A 17,481-nucleotide genomic window follows, 5' to 3' on the forward strand; every position below is an offset into this window, starting at 1 on the left:
TATACCAAGCTTTAAAATTTCTACAGAATCCTGTAGTTTGTATTCGCACTCCAAACATACAAATTTCTTTTTAAATTTTATTGCAAATATTTAGTAATGTTAGAATGGCAAGGACTTATTGTGTAGTCTCAATGTCAAAAAGCTTTTAAACTCTTAGGAACCTTTAGGGAAGGATACACAGACATTATTAAATTTAAAACAAAAAGAATATGAATTATTCATATAAAATTAATGGAGAAAAATTTACATCTCTTAAGCAAAAAATAACAGGTAAAGATATTTTAGACCTTGCCTGTTTAACACCAATAGAAGACTATGAGTTACTTCTAAAAACAAACCATAAAGGATACGAGCCAATTCAATTAACGGAAACGGTAGATCTTTCAGATCCAGGAATTGAATATTTAACTGCTAAACTTTATAAATCAATAAAAATTTTTATTGATGATAAAGAGTATTTAGTAGAAGAATGTTCTTCAACTCCTCAAAAGTTGTTAGAACTTGCAGGATATAATAACGATAGTTATTATTTAACTCAAATCAAAAAAGGGAATACTGAAATTGGGTACAAAGAAAAGAATGATGCAAATCATAAAATTTCGTTGCAGAATGAATCTAGGTTTTGTTTGTATGAGAGAGAACAACAATGCGTAATTGTTAATGCAGAGAGTCATGCTTGGAATAAAAAGACTATTTCTTTTGAAGAAATAGTAAAACTAGCTTTCGGTGATGGATGTAATCCTAGTTTTACTTATACAGTTACATATACTAGAGGCGTTAGTCAAAAACCATCAGGAACGTTGGTTAAAGGTAATGACGTAATTGTTAAATCTAAAATGGTCTTCGATGCACAGCAAACTAATAAATCCTAGTTTAGATATTATTCAACTTCGTAACAATGGTTACGAGGTTGAAATTAAGGAAAATCACCTTTTAATTCATAATATTCCTTATTTTAATACTGCTAAAATTGTATGTAAGGGTATTTTAGTTTCAAAAATAGGGTTTTTAAATAATCAAATAATTCAAATTCGTGATCATAGAGTTTTCTTTATTGGAGATAAACCATGTGATGCAAATGGTGCTGATTTAAACTCAATTATAAACAATAGTAACTCGGCTCGTCTTGGGCAAACTATTGCAATAAATCATATGTTTTCTAGCAAACCTAAAGATGGATATAAGGACTATTATCATAAAATGGAGTCTTATATAAATATGTTAACATCACATGTTCAAAGTATTTATCCTAAAGAAACAGCTAAGACATTTCGTGTTTTGAAAGATGTTGAGTCTAATACTCCTTTTACTTATGTTGATACCAATTCGACAAGAAGTGAAATTCAATTTATTAATGATAAGCTTTCTAATTTAAAGATTGGTATTATAGGATTAGGAGGAACAGGTTCCTATATTTTGGATTTGATAGCTAAAACTAGTGTTTCAGAAATACATCTTTTTGATGGTGATGAATTTTGTCAACATAATGCTTTTAGGAGCCCTGGAGCTACATCAATAAATGTGTTAGATCAGAATTTAAAAAAGGTTGATTATCAAAAAGGAAATTATTCTAATATACATCAAGGAATAATTAGTCATAGTCTGTATATAGAAGAATCAAACTTGATTTTATTAAAAGATTTAGACTTTATCTTTATCTCTATTGATAAAGGACATATAAAAAAGCTAATATTTAACTATTTAGAAGAACGGAAAATAAGTTTTATTGACTGTGGAATAGGGGTTATAAATAAAGATAATTCTTTACTTAGTTCTATTAGAGTTAACTTTAGTATAGATGGAGTTAGAGATCATATATGGAATGATCGAATATCTTTTGAAGATGAGGGTGATGATAAAAACCTTTATTCATCAAATATTCAACTATGTGAATTGAATTCTTTAAATGCTTGTTTTGCAGTTATAAAATGGAAACAACATTATGGGGTTTATCATGATATTGGAAATGGATATAGTAGTATTTATAATTCTAGCGTTAATGAAATAATTAATGATGATGTTAGAGGCTAGATTTGTGAAATTCATTCCTGATCGATTGAAAAAAGGAGTTATATATGTGTCGTATGAATATAATACTGTAATTCATTTATGTGCTTGTGGTTGTGGAAATAAAGTTGTGACACCTATAACGCCTATTCAGTGGTCATATAGCTATAATGGAGAGAGTATTAGTCTCTCTCCATCTATTGGTAATTGGAATTTTGATTGTAAATCTCATTATTGGGTGAGAGATAGTCAATTTGTATGGGCTGAAAATTGGAGCGAAGATAAAATTTCTAAAGTTCAACAAAATGAGCAAAAAGAAATTATTGATTTCTTTGAAGAAAAAAGTGAAAGGAAAGAAGATGGTTTTATTACTAAAATCTTTAAGTATTTAAAAATGATTAATTAATGTTGAAAGAAAAAGGAATAACTAAAATAGTTATTCCTTTTTTTATTTTTAGTATAATGTTAAAGAGATCCTCAACTATAAATCAATACATTTTTTTCTTAGAAGTCGAAAAACAAGCTGCAATATAACCCGTTTTTATTTCAGTGAATTAACTTTTAAAAATAAATTTAAATCTATCTTTATTTATGAAGTATCTGACAGGTCTTGTTTTTTTATTCAACAATTCTTTTTCAACTCCCAATTTCAACCATTCATCCGTTTGCTTTGAGGTTAGCTCGAAATGAGTTGCTATTTTCTCTTTATTTATTTCGTTTTCTGTAAAAGTAGTATATAGTTTATGAATAAATATTTCAAAAAGAGATGCTTCATTAAAATTTATACCAACTTGCTTTAATTCTAATTTAGAGTCTGTTTTTGGTAGATGTTTATTATCTAAGTTATTTTTTTGATCATTTCTCTTATCAAGTTCACCTTTATTCTCTTTTATTTCATTGAATAAATTACCCTGTTTAACTTCAATTTGGGTGTTAAATGATTTTATAGCTAAGGATTCTATGTTTATCTTTAAATCATCAGGAAGCCATTTAGAACCTAACTTGACAACAGCCTCATTCCCTTTATTCTGTTTTTTATCTTGAGAATTAACAACCCACAATTGTACCCATTTATTTTTAATGTTTTCTTTTGCTCCTTCCCAAGTTCCTCCTTTTGTTTCAGCCTTAATAACTATTGTTGCATTAGAGGTACAGTAAATTAATTTGTTTCTACCCATTGCATTACCAACATTGAAACCAGCCTCTGGATTATAGGGAGAAATTAAAACCAATCTATTATCAACAATACTTTCTCTATATATTTTGGAGGAAGATTTTTTTAAAAGACTATCTGCAAGTATTCCTAAAGCATAACCTTTTAAAGACAAGGCACCAACCATAGAGTGTTCATCTACACCTCTTGCACCTCCAGAAATCACACCACAATTTTGATTTACAATTTGCTTAACAACATATTTAGTATTATCTATATCTTGAATTGATAAATTTCTAGAACCAACAATTCCTATATAATTTTTATTTAAAAGCTCCTTATTACCAACCCCAAAAAGTATTGGAGGAACACGATCTTTTAAATTATTCTTTAAACTTGCAGGATATTCTTTATCCCCCCTATTAATTACCCAAATACCTGCCTTAGACCATTTTTCTAATTTAATAGCTAATGCCATTTTACGATCTAGCAATGCTATAATCCTATTTTTGTCAATAGATTTATCTTCCCAGTTCTTCAAAAGATTGTTTAAATCAACTGTCAATAGGTTTTCTGGTTTTAATTTAATTTCTTGCAACCAACGCACAAACCTATTCCATTCCAATAAAGCTAATGGCTTATTCTTTTTATCTAAATCTTTTGAAAAATAAGATGTAAGTAGTAATATGGCTTTTGTTCTTTCTGAAATCATTCTATTCGCTTACTGATGTTGATGTTAAGGCAATAGGAATTACAATTCCTGAACCCGCTTTTCTTAATAATGTTGCTGCTATGGTAAAAGTCCATCTAGAATCTACAGCATCATCAAACAAAAATACAGGTTTATTTGGAACATCACCTTCTATTTGAAAAACTCCATCTAAATTTTTACATTGATGATAACTGTTTTCTTGTTCTTTTTGTGGATCAGTATCTTTCACTTTTATAATAATCGGCCTAAAAGGGATTCCTAATTTTGCCGCCAACCTTTCCGCAAAATTTGGTACTAATTTTGGGTTCCTTAAAGATGGTATACATGTTAACCATTCTGGCAAAGGATTTGGTTGCCATCTTTTTGTAATCATATCATACATTGCATCTACCAATTCATCTCTAAAATGACCTTGATGCTTATCATCTGCAACCATTTTCCCCCAACCAGCATCACCCCATCTAGATAAGACTTTACCAATAGCCGCTTGTTGGTTTTGTGGTATTCTATATGACCAATTATATTCTGGTAAAGCATTACTAACTGTTTGTTTTCTTGGTCTTATATCAAATTCTGAATGTTTTAAATATATAGAAGCTTCCATTACATTTCCAAGAGATGCTATATTTGGTAAAATATTTTCATTTAAGCAATTTGCACACTGTCCACATTGTTTTAAATTTACATCATCTAATTCATTTTGCAAAAATAGCATTAAACACTCTTTTGTTTGAATGTAGTCCTGAACAATTTGCCACTCTAATAATCGTTGATTTGTTAATCTTGCAACTTTATCAGTATCCATTGAATAATTAATGGCTGTTCTTTGCCATTTACTACCAATTTTAACTATTGGAGAAGGTTGCTCAACACTCAAATATTTTATTGTTTTTGTTATTTGACTAGATTTTACATTTAAAAATTCTTGTAATTTAGGCACAGATAAACCTTCATGATCCTCAATAACTTCTAAAATTTTTTCTACTGTTTCTTCTGGAGGAAATGCACCTTCTCTAAAATAGCGATGAACATCTGCATCTTCTTCTCCTGATAATAAAATACCGTAAGCACTTTTTATTGCACGACCTGCACGACCAACTTGTTGGTAATAACCAATTATAGATCCTGGAGCCTGAAAGTGAATAACAAAATTTAAATCTGGTTTATCATACCCCATTCCTAAAGCAGTAGAAGCTACTAAAACTTTTATCTCATTATTATATAATGAATCTTCTAAAAATTCTCTATATGCAGTAGAGTCATCAAAATTATCATGTTTAACATCCGAATAATAAGCCGCTGCATCAATGTTGCAATCATTTAGCCATTGTGTAACAGTTCTAGCATCACGTTTTGTTAAAACATATACAATACCATTACCATCCATATTAGGAATATTCTCTTTTAACCAAGCTAAACGTGATGCTTGGTCTTGCAACTTAATATTCTGTAGTTTTAAACTTGCTCTTGTTAATCCGCCTCTAATAGTCTTAATTCCTCCTAACTGTTCTTCAATATCATTTACTACTCTATCATTCGCAGTTGCTGTTGTAGCTAAAATAGGCATACCACTTGGCATCGCTTTTAAAATACCTACAATACGTCTATAGTCTGGTCTAAAATCATGACCCCAATCTGAAATACAATGTGCTTCATCTACTACAAACAAACCTATTTTATCTGCAATTGGAAACAGAATTTCATCCATAAATAGATCATTAGCTAAACGTTCTGGTGAAATTAATAAAGTATCTATATTATTTTTTAAAACTTCATTTTGAATAGCTTTCCAATCATCAAAATTTGTTGAATTTATAGAAACGGCTTTAAGACCTAAACGTTCTGCTGCTTCAATTTGGTTACGCATTAAGGCTAATAATGGTGAAATAATAATAGTTGGACCTCTACCTTGTTCTCTTAATATTTTGCTACTTATAAAATAAACTAAACTTTTACCCCAGCCTGTTCGTTGAATAACTAACAATTTTTCTTTATTTATAGTAAGTTTTTCAATGGCTTCCCATTGACCTTCTCTAAATGTTGCTGTTGGTATATTTATTGACCTACGCAACATCATTAATGCTCTTTCTTTACTCATAGTTTTTTCTTTTTTTTTAGCAATTGTTTCTCTTAATTCATTTTTCTTTTTTAGTTTATTTCTCTCTCAAATCCTACTGAAAACACATGTTCCAATAACTTAAAATCTAAATATAATATTAAACCTCCCCGTCAATTTGTTCTCCATAATCAATTGAAATTTCATTTCCTAAAAGTAAAACAACCTCTTCATCAGTCCATTCCACATCGAATAACAAAGCCGTTTTACCACTTTGAAAAAATAAAACTTCATTTAGTATTACCAAATCTATAAATCTTAATGATACACTCTCTCCTAACTGTTGTTTAATGTATTCTTTTTCTTGCTCTATAAATTTATCAAAAGCAAATTTAGATTTTGTGCTAATTTCACTTATATTTTCTTTAAATTTTATATATTCCGATTGTTGTAATTTGTTTGGTTGTTCTTCAATATTCGAAGAAAACCTGAGTTCTAATTTATAATCTTTGTCCCATAACTTTATATTTTCAAATTTAGACCAACCTGTGTTAAATTCTAATTTACCAATTACTTTATCTTCCATCTATATTTTATTTTTTTGTTTAATAACTGATATACCACCACTATGAGAAATATTATTATGTATTTCGCAAGGAACTAATTGCATTGTTTTACAATTCTCATGTTCGTGCCAAGTAAAATCATTTTCCATTCGATCTTGAACTATTTGTTCTTTAGTCAATCCTTTTTGTTCTGCTAGTTTTGTATCTGCTTGATCAAAATTAGCTCCTTTACCATACCTTTTAGAGGTGAAATTATCAATTTCAACTTCAGCTTTCGCAATTGGAGTAAAGTCGGGGTACCCTTCTTTAAATGTAATTGAATCAATGTTATGAGGCTGTTTTAGTTCTTTCCAGTTTGCACCATCAGGATTATTTTTTAGGGGGATATAGGTATTATCTGGTTTCCAATCAGAATTACCTGGTTCTCCGCTCCAAGTTCCTTTACTAATAGGTATTCTTGAGGAACCATCTTGTTTTTGTTCTATATGATTTGATCTATCTAAAGTTTCAGCAGGAATTAAAGGTGAATCTAAATTAGTTTTTTTATTTCCAGGATACTCATCAACAAAAATAGTATCATTGTTTTCTACTTTATCTGCTACAGTATTTTTTTTATCAGGGAACTCATCAACAAAAACACTATCATTTTCCGGAACTTTTGTAGGTTTTAAATTTTCATCTACATTATTTTCTAAATTATCAATTGATGATTTATCATTGATAGTATTTGTGTTCTCAATATTAGATTTTGTCTCAGTTTTTTCTACGGATACGGCACTTTTATTTAAAGCTTCTTCCATAATTTAAAATATTTTTTTCCATTCATTATAGTATTCATTGTTAAGCCTCTTAAAATAGCCTTGTTGGACAAAGAATATAGTCTTTTCATCAATATCGCTTTCAAATTTTTCACTTAGAAGGTTATCAAATAATAATTTTAATTTTTTTACTTGATTAAGGTCGGTTATTTGATTTTTAATTTTTTCTAGTTCTTTATCAATATTTAAATATTGAGAAATTACTGATGACAGGTTATGAAATTTACTCTTTTCCCAAATTTTTAGATTTTCATTTTGATTGAATTCTTCTAGATACTTTAATAATTGAACACGAATAGAGGATGGTATATTATCCTGAGCAATACAATTTGAAATTTCTTTTAAGTCTAAAGTATTTTTAGTGTATGGGTATAGTAAAAAATCTACAATACAATTTCTTATTTTTCGTTCTGGATAATCTGGTATATCAAACTTTTCATTGTAAATTAAATTATCATCATAATCACTTTTTGATACGATACATTGAACAGCTTCTTCCCAACTATTTTGGTAAATTATAGCTTCACCAACACTTTGTTTTGCTATTTGTTCAATTTGTTTATCATTCAAAGCCATAGATCTACCAACTACATTACGATCATCAGCTTCTGGCAATGACATTACAATTTTGGTGTTAGTATTTCTTATAACAGAAGGGTCTAATAGTAATGGGGATTGATCAACAATAATAAAACATTCTCCATAGGTACGCATTTCGGCAATACTATTAGAAATCATCTCTACAGATTTTCCTGCTAAATTATCAGACTCCATGCTTTGAGAACTTGATGTTCTTTTTAGTAAATTATGAGCCTCTTCAATTATGGTAATATGCTGTAAGTCTTTATTCATTCCTCCTTCATCAATTCTAAATTGATTTAGTTTCATTACTAGAAACCCCATTATTAAAGATTTAGTTTCGGTAGAACGAATAGTACTTAAATCTATTATGGTGTTTTTATTAAATAAATCTTCATCAGAAATAGATCTTCCTGACAAAATATATTGCATTAAACCACTGTTTAGATCATTTAATCTAACTTCAAGAGCTCCTTTGTAATTTCCTTTGATTTCTGCAGAATATTCCGATTCATTTATATATTCTTTCAGACAAACAATTATATCTTCAAACGTTGGGAATATTGGTTGGTCATTCGTTCTGTATTTGTTTTTAGTCTTTAATAAATCCCAACCACACTTTTCATATGCAGAAATAATAGAATTTTTTAAAACAGCTGGCATTGCTGAATACATAGGCCAACATGCATTAAAAATTTCTACTAACTGATCAATATGTGCTAACACATCAATTGAATCCAACGGAAATTCAAAAGGATTAATTTGTAATAATTTACCAAATTTAGGAGAAGCACTATATACAGTTACATCATCTCTATGCCCAAAAACATGCTTATATTCTCCTTTTGCAGGTTCAATTACCATAAATTTCTTTCCTTTCAGATCAAGCTGATTCAAGAGATGATACATGGTGTTAGATTTACCACTACCTGTTGTTCCTGTAACGAAAACGTGTTTCTTTAATTCGTCTAAATTAAGTGTTACCGATTGCTCACTTTGTTTACCTATATGTAAAATATTTCCTAGACAAATTTGATGAGATTCATCTTCTTGTTTTGTTTTAGTAAAAACATTCCTTGCAAAAGAAGCTTGTTCCGAAACAATAATTCCTGGTACACTTGACTGAGGGAAAGATAAATGAATGGCAAGTTCTTTACTTGTAACAACAGATCCGGCAGTTACAAGTTGATTGTTATAATTAAAAACAGGATGAATACTTTTACTTAAATATTTTACTATCTGATTTGCTGCTGCTTCTTTTTGCCATAAATTGATAGCGCATGTTTCTAGGCTACTTTCCTCCCCAATTATAGCTCCTCTATATATATTAGCTAATTGTTGCGCTGTAGTAGAATCATTCGCCATAAAATAAACAGATGTTGACCATAAACCAAACGGAGAACCATTTTGTAAACGGTTTAATTGTTTATCTAAAATATCTAGATAAAATTGAACATACCTATTTTTATATGTAATCTGTTTTGTTGTACCTGAAGTAATCTGTTTATTGGTTCCCTTTTGTTCAGATTCACCTCTTTGCTCTGATCTGGTTTTACCTGATTGATGCCCTGTTGAATCTGAAAAGTTTTTACCAATTGCTTCAGAACTACTCGTGCCAGAGGTAGAAGACTTACCCCAATTTCTATTATAGGAAGCCCCTCCCATTAAGCCTGGAATCCCGCCTCCAACAAATCCTCCAACACTGTTACCACTATTTGTACCTTTACTTTCATTTGTACCTTCGGTTACTGTTTCTGAAAAACCTTTTGTATGAGTTACTGTTTTTGACAATGAATCTCCTATAGATTTTGAGAAGTTTTCTGTAAAAGATTCTGAAATACCATTACTTTCACTTTCTTGATAGCTGTTTTGTAAAGATAAAGCAGGGGATAGACTAGTATAAAGATTATTGAATGCATCAATCATAGATTTTGAATCTTCATGATTAACGCTATCTGCAATAAAATAAGAACGAAATTTAGAAATTGAAGAGGTTGCATTAATCAAGCGTTCAAGACCTTGAACAAAATTTTCCTTCTTATCATCTCTAAACGATGCGATGGCTGACACCGAAGTAATATTTGGATGAGTGTAATTAACATCACTAGGTTTTGTATTCTTTAAACCTATACCTGGAAAGTAACCTTCCATTCCAGCCTTAAGTATTTCTCCAGAAACATTTTTGGAGCCTTCTATATCTCTTGCACCAATAAAAAGTTCAATATTACCATTGTTCTGTTTATCTAATACCAATATTACACTTTTAGCATTTTTGTGTAAAGACATGTACAACATTGATAATTTATCAGAGAAAAACACATCTGATTCAACTACAATTTTATCTATTTTATACCATCTTATAGGAGAAATTGACACTTCTTCATTTAATGGTAGCACCTCACAATTATTAAGTTCTTGAAGATAATCACGAGTAACAAGAGCATCAAACATAGTACGACTTTGCTCAACGATCTCTGTTTGGTTTGGCTCTTCAGAGATGCTTTTTAAACTATGGTCCTTCATAAGTTATACCTTAAATTTTTTTAATAATTCATTAGAGTTAGTCTCAGCTTTTCTAAGCCATTCTTTTATATCTTCAATCAATCCATTAATTAGTTCTTCTTTTTCTGTCTCAATCTGAATTTCATATTTTTTTAATTCAAATTCATAGTTAAGCTTCTTTTCTTTTTTAATTATTTTAGATGTAGTGCCTAAAACTAATAATTCAGTCAATAAAGCAATCCAAATATTACTAAATATATAAACACCCACCGCAGCAAGTGTACCAACCCCCAAAATGATTGCTGGGCGCTGTTTGTTATAAGTAAGGTTTTTAGGTCTTTCAGTATTTGGTACTTCTATTTTTTTAAGTTTTATTTCATTTTCTCTAGCCCATGATTTCATTGAAAAACGGTAACCTGTTGCAAAATCAATAAATTCTGACAATACTTTTTCATCCCTAATTTTAAATATGCCTTCTGAATAATGTTTGTCTATTGATAAGTAATAATTCTCTAGAGTTGTTTCGCCAACTATTTTAATACCTTCTGAGAACATTTTTATATTTTCTGCTGTTATTTCTGATAAATAATCATTTGCTAACTTTCTAACATCATCTTCAAGTCGCACATAATCAAAATCAAAACTATTAATTTGATCTTCCATAGCTGTCTTTTTTTAATGGTGAATTTTCTAACGTAGTTTTTATTTTTAAGATTAATTCTGAGTTATTTTTTATTTCTGTTTGGGAATTATTCATCTTCCCTTTTAATTCGTTTAATCTCTTTTCTTCGCTATTGATTTTCTTACTTAATTCTTCAGTTATAGCCTTTTCAATATTGTCAGCTTTTGTTTTAATTTGCTTTTCAAAAATTCTTCTATTATTTTTAGCTTCTTTTAAGGCTACTGTTTTAAATGCTTGGAGCTTTTTAGTTTCATTTATTCTAGTATCGTATTTTGCTGCTACTTTTTTATCTTCTTCACACCATCCTCCTTCTATTGTCTGCTCAGGTGTAACTTCATATCTTTCTCTGCTACCAGCTGAAGCATTCTTTTCTATTTGCCCGAAATCAATAGATTGTATGATGGTATCATTAAATTCTATATTTCCTAAAAAAGACCTGTATCTATTTATAATATTCGAAAAAACTTCTTTTTCCTTAGAATAAACATTGTCATAAATATTTGTGATTATGGTTCTTATACTAGCAATACTATTTTGGTTTTTAACCTTATCTAATTCATTATCTATAAATAAGAAGTTTTTAACGATTTGATCTCTTGATGTTTCCTGGCTAGCTGCTCTCATAGAGTTGCTATATTCATTTTTTTTTTTTAAAATTTCTTCTATAGCTTTATCAAGAGCCTTAGTTCCTTCTTTTAGAAGCGTGTTATCTTTTTCTAATCTCTCAACGAAACTAGAATAATCGCTATTAATTAGAAAGAAAAGTTTAGCAAGCTCTTGAGTAATTTCTTTTTCAGCAAATTGATTGATTTCTGATTTGAATACGTCAAAATTAGCCCATTCGGTTATTTTACGATGTAAGGTTTCATTATTTACGGTATCCTTATCTTTCTTCAACTCCCTTTTTGCTCTATATAATATGGTTCCAATTTCTTCTAATTCATTCTCATCCCAATTTTTAAGAACAAAATCATCTTCCATTAAACTCTTCAAATCAATATCGATATTTTGAAGCTCATTTATAAATGAAAACAGAAAGCTATCCACATAAGAAAGGCGGCTTATTTGATTGTTATAATTCTTTTTAAGGCTATTCAATTTATTTTCTTTATTAACTAAGAAATTTTGATCACTTGCATGTGTTAAAACAAAGAATAAACGTTTTTTGTCCTCATCTGTAAAGTTATCAAGTTGGTCTTGAACAAATTTCTTAGTGTCCGTTTGATCTAATGTCTCATTACCTTTTTGCAGGAAAATAATAGAGTCAACTGCTCTAGAGCCATTTTCTTTTTTCTTTTCTAAAAGTTGTCTAGTAGTATCTTCTATTCCTCCAATAGCACCTACTCCTGGTGTATCGATAATACGCCAACCTTTTAACTCTTCATTAAAAGGGAATTTTATTTCAATACTAACTACTACATTTTTTTTGGGTTTAGAGTCCACCAGTTCCTTTAATAAAATTTTATCAATTTTTGAACACAATGTTTTTTCTTCTATTTCTTTTCTAGATTCCCATATTTTGTCAAAGGTAAAACCTGCAAGAATCATTTCATCAATAGCGTTCACTGGCAAATCATGAAATTTTTCTGGAATTGCTACGTATTTTTTTAGTTCTTGATTAAAATCACTTCCTTTTATTTCTTTTTTACTATTATCTCCAAAACTTATTTGGGCTTCTGGTTTTTCTCCGTATTCAATAGTAGTAATTCCACAAGTTGTCTGATCATGCCCTACAGCTAGTAAATCTTTGCAACCTAATAAAGCATTTATAAATGTAGATTTACCTGAACTAACTTTACCAACTATAGCTAATGTAAAATACCCCTTAATAAAAGGTTTAGCTATATCTTCAATAGTTCTACTATTAAAACCATCATCAGGAATATTATATTCTTTTCGAATATTTCTATATTCTGAAATAATAGAATTTACAAGCGTACAGCTTTTTTCAAATTCATTTGTTGTTGTTTTAATCATCATTTATTTTCCTTTATAATCAATTTTTTTATTTTATTTTTTCGATTGAAAATCAAACATTAATTTTCAAAAACCTCCCTTAAAACACTCTGCATTAACATCTCACTATGTTCTTGGCCTTGTTATACTTCTTGTACTAAAACATCACATTAAAGCATTTACTTTTTCCATGACAGCCTTCTTTTCAAATAATCACCTTTAATCTCTATTTATATATTGCCGTATGTTTCGATAAAAGACTTTGTTTGATGAACTATAGTAGCTACCATGTTTTCAAAATAGTACTCATCATTATTATTTAATTTTTCTAAAATAGATGTACTACTTAAATTTAAGGCATTTTTTTCTGGTGTTTTAATATCACTTACAATAGGCCAAAAATTGCTTAACCTAAAATCACCATCTCTTATTGATTCATATGCTTTTTGTCTATCAAATATGCCAATAAAAAGTCGTCCTTTATTATTCCCTTTACCAGAAAATGACTCTATACCAATTTGTATTCCCTTTTTATGAAGTATTTCAGAGCTAATCCATATTTTAGAATAATTATGGTTTATATCATTACCAAGACGTGCTTTTACATTTAATTGTAAGTTATTTATTTCTTCGCAAACAGCCTTTCTTAATTTTTCTCTTATACTATCTACTGTTTTTTGATAATGAGAATGAATATATTTTGCCTCTTCTAAATTATTTTGAATAAGTGTTATAAAGTTATTTTCTAAATCTTTTTCCATAGAATTTGTAAGGTCTCTTATTAAAATTTGATATTGTTTAACGGCATTTTTTACAATAGAATCTGGTTTTACAACTGATAAACATGCTTCTAACCAATTTAAAATATGATTTTTATAGGTTATTACTTCAAAATCTTTATCGGTTAAAGTATGTAGACTTTTTTTAGTTGGTTTACCTTTTTCTCCAAAAAGATTTAGGTAAAACAAAGTACAATCATTGCCTTTAAACAAACTATATCTATACATTTGTTTTGGTTGATCTTCTGCATGTATTTTATTTTCAATTGCAATGGCTTTGCCAGAAGGAAAAGTAATTAATATATCTATAAAACCTCCACTGGTAAAATCGTCTAATATTTTTCCTAAATGATGTTCTACTTTTACTTTAACGTTTTTTAAATCACTATCAATAAAAGAAGTGTAACCAATTTCTTGAAGAAAAAGTCTTAAAAATTTTTCATCATAATAATGATTTCCTTTAGGATCTAATAACGAAACCAACATTGCAGAATGGGTTTTGGTTTCATTAGTTTCCATACCTAATATGGAAAATACGTTAAAATCTTCTCCTTTTTCTCTTACAGATATATAATGCTTCTCTACAATATCTCCAGATTCTTTAAGTAACGTATTTAGTTTTTCTATCTCCATAAAATTAATCTTTAACTGTTTTCTTCCCATCAAAAACCTCCATCAAAACACTTTGCTTTAATTGATCGTTTTGAATTCAGGCTTTATTATACTTTCGTTCTAAACCATTACACACAAGACATAAATCATAAAAGCCTTTAATTTCATCTATATATGTATACCCCTCTAATTCTTTAATTATATCTTCATAAAAAAGAGGCTCTATTACTATCTTTTTATGAACTGGTTTAAATTTTGTTTCCAGCCATTCTTCTCTTACTTCATAATCAGCTTCGTCTTTATATTCTTTAACCCTTCTATCAACTATATCTACAATGTGTTCCTTATTTAAGAACTTTGCAAAACTCTTTTTCTTTTTATATTGATCTTCGGGAACAACTAAATAAAAGCCAATTGATAAATCCTTTAACTCTTCTATTTCACCCGCTTTATCAATAGTTTCTGTTATACAAGCAATATACCTCGCTGCTTGATTATAAAATGAAGCATTAGTAACTCCTGTAGAGAATCCAGAATTAATTTTTGCCTCAAAAATATATAATTTGTTTCCAGTTAATTCTAAAAGACCTTTATGTTTAGCGTTTCCAATAGTAAAATTTCCTATTGCTCCGTCTGCATGCGTGTGACTCTCAGCCAAACGCTTTTTTTTACCGTTTGTTAAAAATGGACTACGTAGTAATCCCTCACTAAAAAACTGTTCTTTTTCATTTACATAAAGCACATGATTTTTTACACCAAAATCTGTAATGGCATAAACTAATACTTTTAGCAACCATCCTTCATTATAAAATTCTGTTGTGTGTGTGTATTCTTCCCAGTACTCAAAAAAATCAAATAATTTATTTAAGTCGTAGCTTTTATCATCCATTGGTTTATTTTAAAACTATTTAATAGTAATTCTTACTCTAGGCAAGTCCTCTCTATTATTAATTGAAATTGTTACAGCTTTATTAATACTATCTGTTTGGTAAGATGCTACTGCTTCAATCCAATTATCATTTTCAAATAATTCAAATAAAATAGATGGGTTATCTTTTTTGTGTGATTTAAAAGGAATTGTAATTATCGCATCTTTGTCTTTAATAGCCCAATCAGTTGACTCATAAATTTTAGAAAATGTTTTTCTCATTAAAAAGAGTAAATAAGCGCCACGTAGAGCAAATAAAACTCCAAATGCAGAGATTATGTATTTATAATTTAAATTGGAAACATAAACACTTATATGTGCAATAATTGCTGATAATAAAGTAAGAGCTAGTGCCCATTGACTTCTATTCATAATTTTAAGTTTTTATAATTACTATTCATATTCTATAATAAATTAAGGTTACTCAAAAACCTCCCTTAGCACACTCTGCATTAACATCTCACTATGTTCTTGGCTTTGTTGTACCTCTTGCTCTAAAGCATCACATAAACCCATTAAAGCATTTACTTTTTCTACAATGGCTTTTTGTTCTTCTAATGGTGGAAATGGAATCATGAATTTTGAGATATTACCCATACTTAAATTTGGTCTAGCGTTATCAACTTGTTTATCATACATATATGAAATACATGTTGGGCTATTAAAAAAATGTAAAAAGTAATCATATGATACTTTTGGAAATAATCTAATAATAGTTACTGCTTGATTAATATTTGCTAATTCGTCAATGTTATAAATAGCAGTACGACCAATTGAACCACCAACAATATTCATTAACAAATCATTTCGTTTTAATATCGACCTTGGTTCAATTTCATTAAACTTTGATTCAACGAACTTCTTCTTTTTCCAAAGTAATTTATAGTTTCCAACATTTTCACTGGTAACAAAAAGAATTCCTTCTCCTTCGTCAACATATTGAACACCTTGCCATTTGGGAGATGAACCTTTCGTTATTAATTCTGTAAGTTCATTTAATCTACACCAAACCCAACCTTCAGGTAATTCATAAGGAATATCCTCTTTGGTTATTTTAGGTAAAACTTTTTCCTTCTTTATTTTTTTCTCTGTGATCAGTTTTACTTTCTCCTCTTGAATACGTCTTAATAAAACACTTGCATCTTCAGTATCTAGATTATTAGCTCGCCAATCTGCTGTGAGTTTTCCTTGTACTGCTAATTGTAAAACCGTTTCTCGTAACTTTTTAATATTGGTGGTTTCATTAAAGAAACTTTTAAAATGGTCTTGTAAAAAAGTCCATTTTTGTTTAGCATTATAGGTGGTAAGTTGATTTAATGCAGACGTTACAAAATCTTCTTTTAAACCAATACGTGCTGCCGTTAATTGCTCTAATTGTTCTACTTCTTTAAAAAGGGTTTCTACTACTTTTACGATTTCCTTTTGTTCTTCTAGTGGTGGAACTGGAATTGGTGCATTTAATAAATTTTTATCATTTATTGCAGGATAAGCAACTCCTTTACTAAAAGTATTAACGTATTCTATAAAATAAAAAGACCTTAATAAATGGTATAAATAAAATGGTGAGCAACCTAAAATTGGATTTAATATTGAAAAGGCTGTACTTGCAATAGCTTCATTCTCAAAATCCCTATCCACACAAGCTATATTTAAAAGATATGGTCTAACAGTTGAATAGATTACACATCCTTTTTGTACAATTTTCCTAGCTCGTGAAGGAGCTTCCGCAGGATTTAAAATATTTAAATCACTCTTAATAATTCCCAGTTGATTATCTATTGAAGCAACATCAATGTATTCAAAATTTCTATCTGGTGTTTTTTGTCCAAAATTGTGTGTATAAATTCCAAGTCTTGTGAACGTCCAACTTTTAGGTACTTCATATGGAAGTTCTCCCTCAGTTACTTTAGTTAGTGCTTTTTCTTTTTTTATTTTCTTCTCCTTAACAAGAAGTTCCTTTTCTTTTTGTATTCTTTTTAATAATGCCGAAGCAGGTTCAATATCTTTATTTTGTTCTCTCCAATTCGCAGTCAATTTCCCTTGTATTGCCAATTGTAAAATCAATCCTTTTAATTCTTTCGCATTTTTAGGACGAATGGTTAATTCTTTAAAGTGTTGGAGTAGTTGCATA

General features: G+C 29.2%; 14 protein-coding genes. 3 read left to right on the forward strand and 11 right to left on the reverse strand.

The features are described from left to right. Positions 1-209: 209 nt before the first annotated feature. Genes GQS57_RS02775 through GQS57_RS02785 form a run of 3 tightly spaced genes read left to right on the forward strand, consistent with a single transcriptional unit; the run spans position 210 to position 2,413 of the window. The gene (locus tag GQS57_RS02775) at positions 210-872 is read left to right on the forward strand and encodes a multiubiquitin domain-containing protein (protein WP_165730978.1); all 663 of its coding nucleotides are present in this window, start codon (positions 210-212) and stop codon (positions 870-872) included. Beyond that, positions 847-2,031: a ThiF family adenylyltransferase gene (locus tag GQS57_RS02780; RefSeq protein ID WP_165730980.1), complete on the forward strand. Its 1,185-nt coding sequence runs from the start codon at positions 847-849 to the stop codon at positions 2,029-2,031. The genes GQS57_RS02775 and GQS57_RS02780 overlap by 26 nt, the downstream gene beginning before the upstream one ends. 4 nt (positions 2,032-2,035) lie before the next feature. Beyond that, entirely contained in the window at positions 2,036-2,413 is a 378-nt protein-coding gene (locus tag GQS57_RS02785; protein ID WP_205860182.1) for a DUF6527 family protein, read from the forward strand. Positions 2,414-2,561: 148 nt separating this feature from the next. Here GQS57_RS02785 and GQS57_RS02790 read toward each other — a convergent pair whose 3' ends face one another. The 11 genes from GQS57_RS02790 to GQS57_RS02840 all read right to left on the reverse strand — a co-directional run bounded on the left by GQS57_RS02790 (position 2,562) and on the right by GQS57_RS02840 (position 17,480). Continuing rightward, on the reverse strand, positions 2,562-3,872 hold the full coding sequence (locus GQS57_RS02790) for a DNA-processing protein DprA (RefSeq protein WP_165730982.1): 1,311 nt from the start codon (positions 3,870-3,872) through the stop codon (positions 2,562-2,564). A 1-nt stretch (position 3,873) separates the two neighbouring features. Then, complete coding sequence (locus GQS57_RS02795; RefSeq protein ID WP_165730983.1) at positions 3,874-5,970, reverse strand: RecQ family ATP-dependent DNA helicase; 2,097 nt, start codon at positions 5,968-5,970, stop codon at positions 3,874-3,876. 118 nt (positions 5,971-6,088) lie between these two features. After that, positions 6,089-6,514, reverse strand: coding sequence for a hypothetical protein (locus GQS57_RS02800; protein ID WP_165730985.1), 426 nt, complete (start codon positions 6,512-6,514; stop codon positions 6,089-6,091). Next, the gene (locus tag GQS57_RS02805) at positions 6,515-7,294 is read right to left on the reverse strand and encodes an HNH endonuclease (protein WP_165730987.1); all 780 of its coding nucleotides are present in this window, start codon (positions 7,292-7,294) and stop codon (positions 6,515-6,517) included. Positions 7,295-7,297: 3 nt separating this feature from the next. Continuing rightward, a complete protein-coding gene (locus tag GQS57_RS02810; RefSeq protein ID WP_165730989.1) occupies positions 7,298-10,414 on the reverse strand; it encodes an ATP-binding protein in 3,117 nt (1,038 codons plus the stop codon). A gap of 3 nt (positions 10,415-10,417) precedes the next feature. Next, positions 10,418-11,056 (reverse strand): hypothetical protein, encoded by a 639-nt coding sequence (locus GQS57_RS02815; RefSeq protein WP_165730991.1) that lies wholly within the window; start codon positions 11,054-11,056, stop codon positions 10,418-10,420. After that, positions 11,040-13,055, reverse strand: coding sequence for a dynamin family protein (locus GQS57_RS02820; protein WP_165730993.1), 2,016 nt, complete (start codon positions 13,053-13,055; stop codon positions 11,040-11,042). The genes GQS57_RS02815 and GQS57_RS02820 overlap by 17 nt, the downstream gene beginning before the upstream one ends. A 206-nt stretch (positions 13,056-13,261) precedes the next feature. Further along, positions 13,262-14,443, reverse strand: coding sequence for a PD-(D/E)XK nuclease family protein (locus GQS57_RS02825; protein ID WP_165730995.1), 1,182 nt, complete (start codon positions 14,441-14,443; stop codon positions 13,262-13,264). A gap of 76 nt (positions 14,444-14,519) precedes the next feature. Then, positions 14,520-15,311 (reverse strand): hypothetical protein, encoded by a 792-nt coding sequence (locus tag GQS57_RS02830; protein ID WP_165730997.1) that lies wholly within the window; start codon positions 15,309-15,311, stop codon positions 14,520-14,522. 15 nt (positions 15,312-15,326) lie between these two features. Beyond that, positions 15,327-15,722 (reverse strand): hypothetical protein, encoded by a 396-nt coding sequence (locus tag GQS57_RS02835; protein WP_165730999.1) that lies wholly within the window; start codon positions 15,720-15,722, stop codon positions 15,327-15,329. Positions 15,723-15,770: 48 nt separating this feature from the next. After that, positions 15,771-17,480 carry a restriction endonuclease subunit S gene (locus GQS57_RS02840; protein WP_165731001.1) on the reverse strand — a complete coding sequence of 570 codons (1,710 nt, stop codon included), beginning with the start codon at positions 17,478-17,480 and terminating at the stop codon, positions 15,771-15,773. Position 17,481 lies beyond the last annotated feature (1 nt).

Source organism: Polaribacter sp. 20A6 (genome assembly GCF_011378915.1).
Classification (GTDB): domain Bacteria; phylum Bacteroidota; class Bacteroidia; order Flavobacteriales; family Flavobacteriaceae; genus Polaribacter; species Polaribacter sejongensis.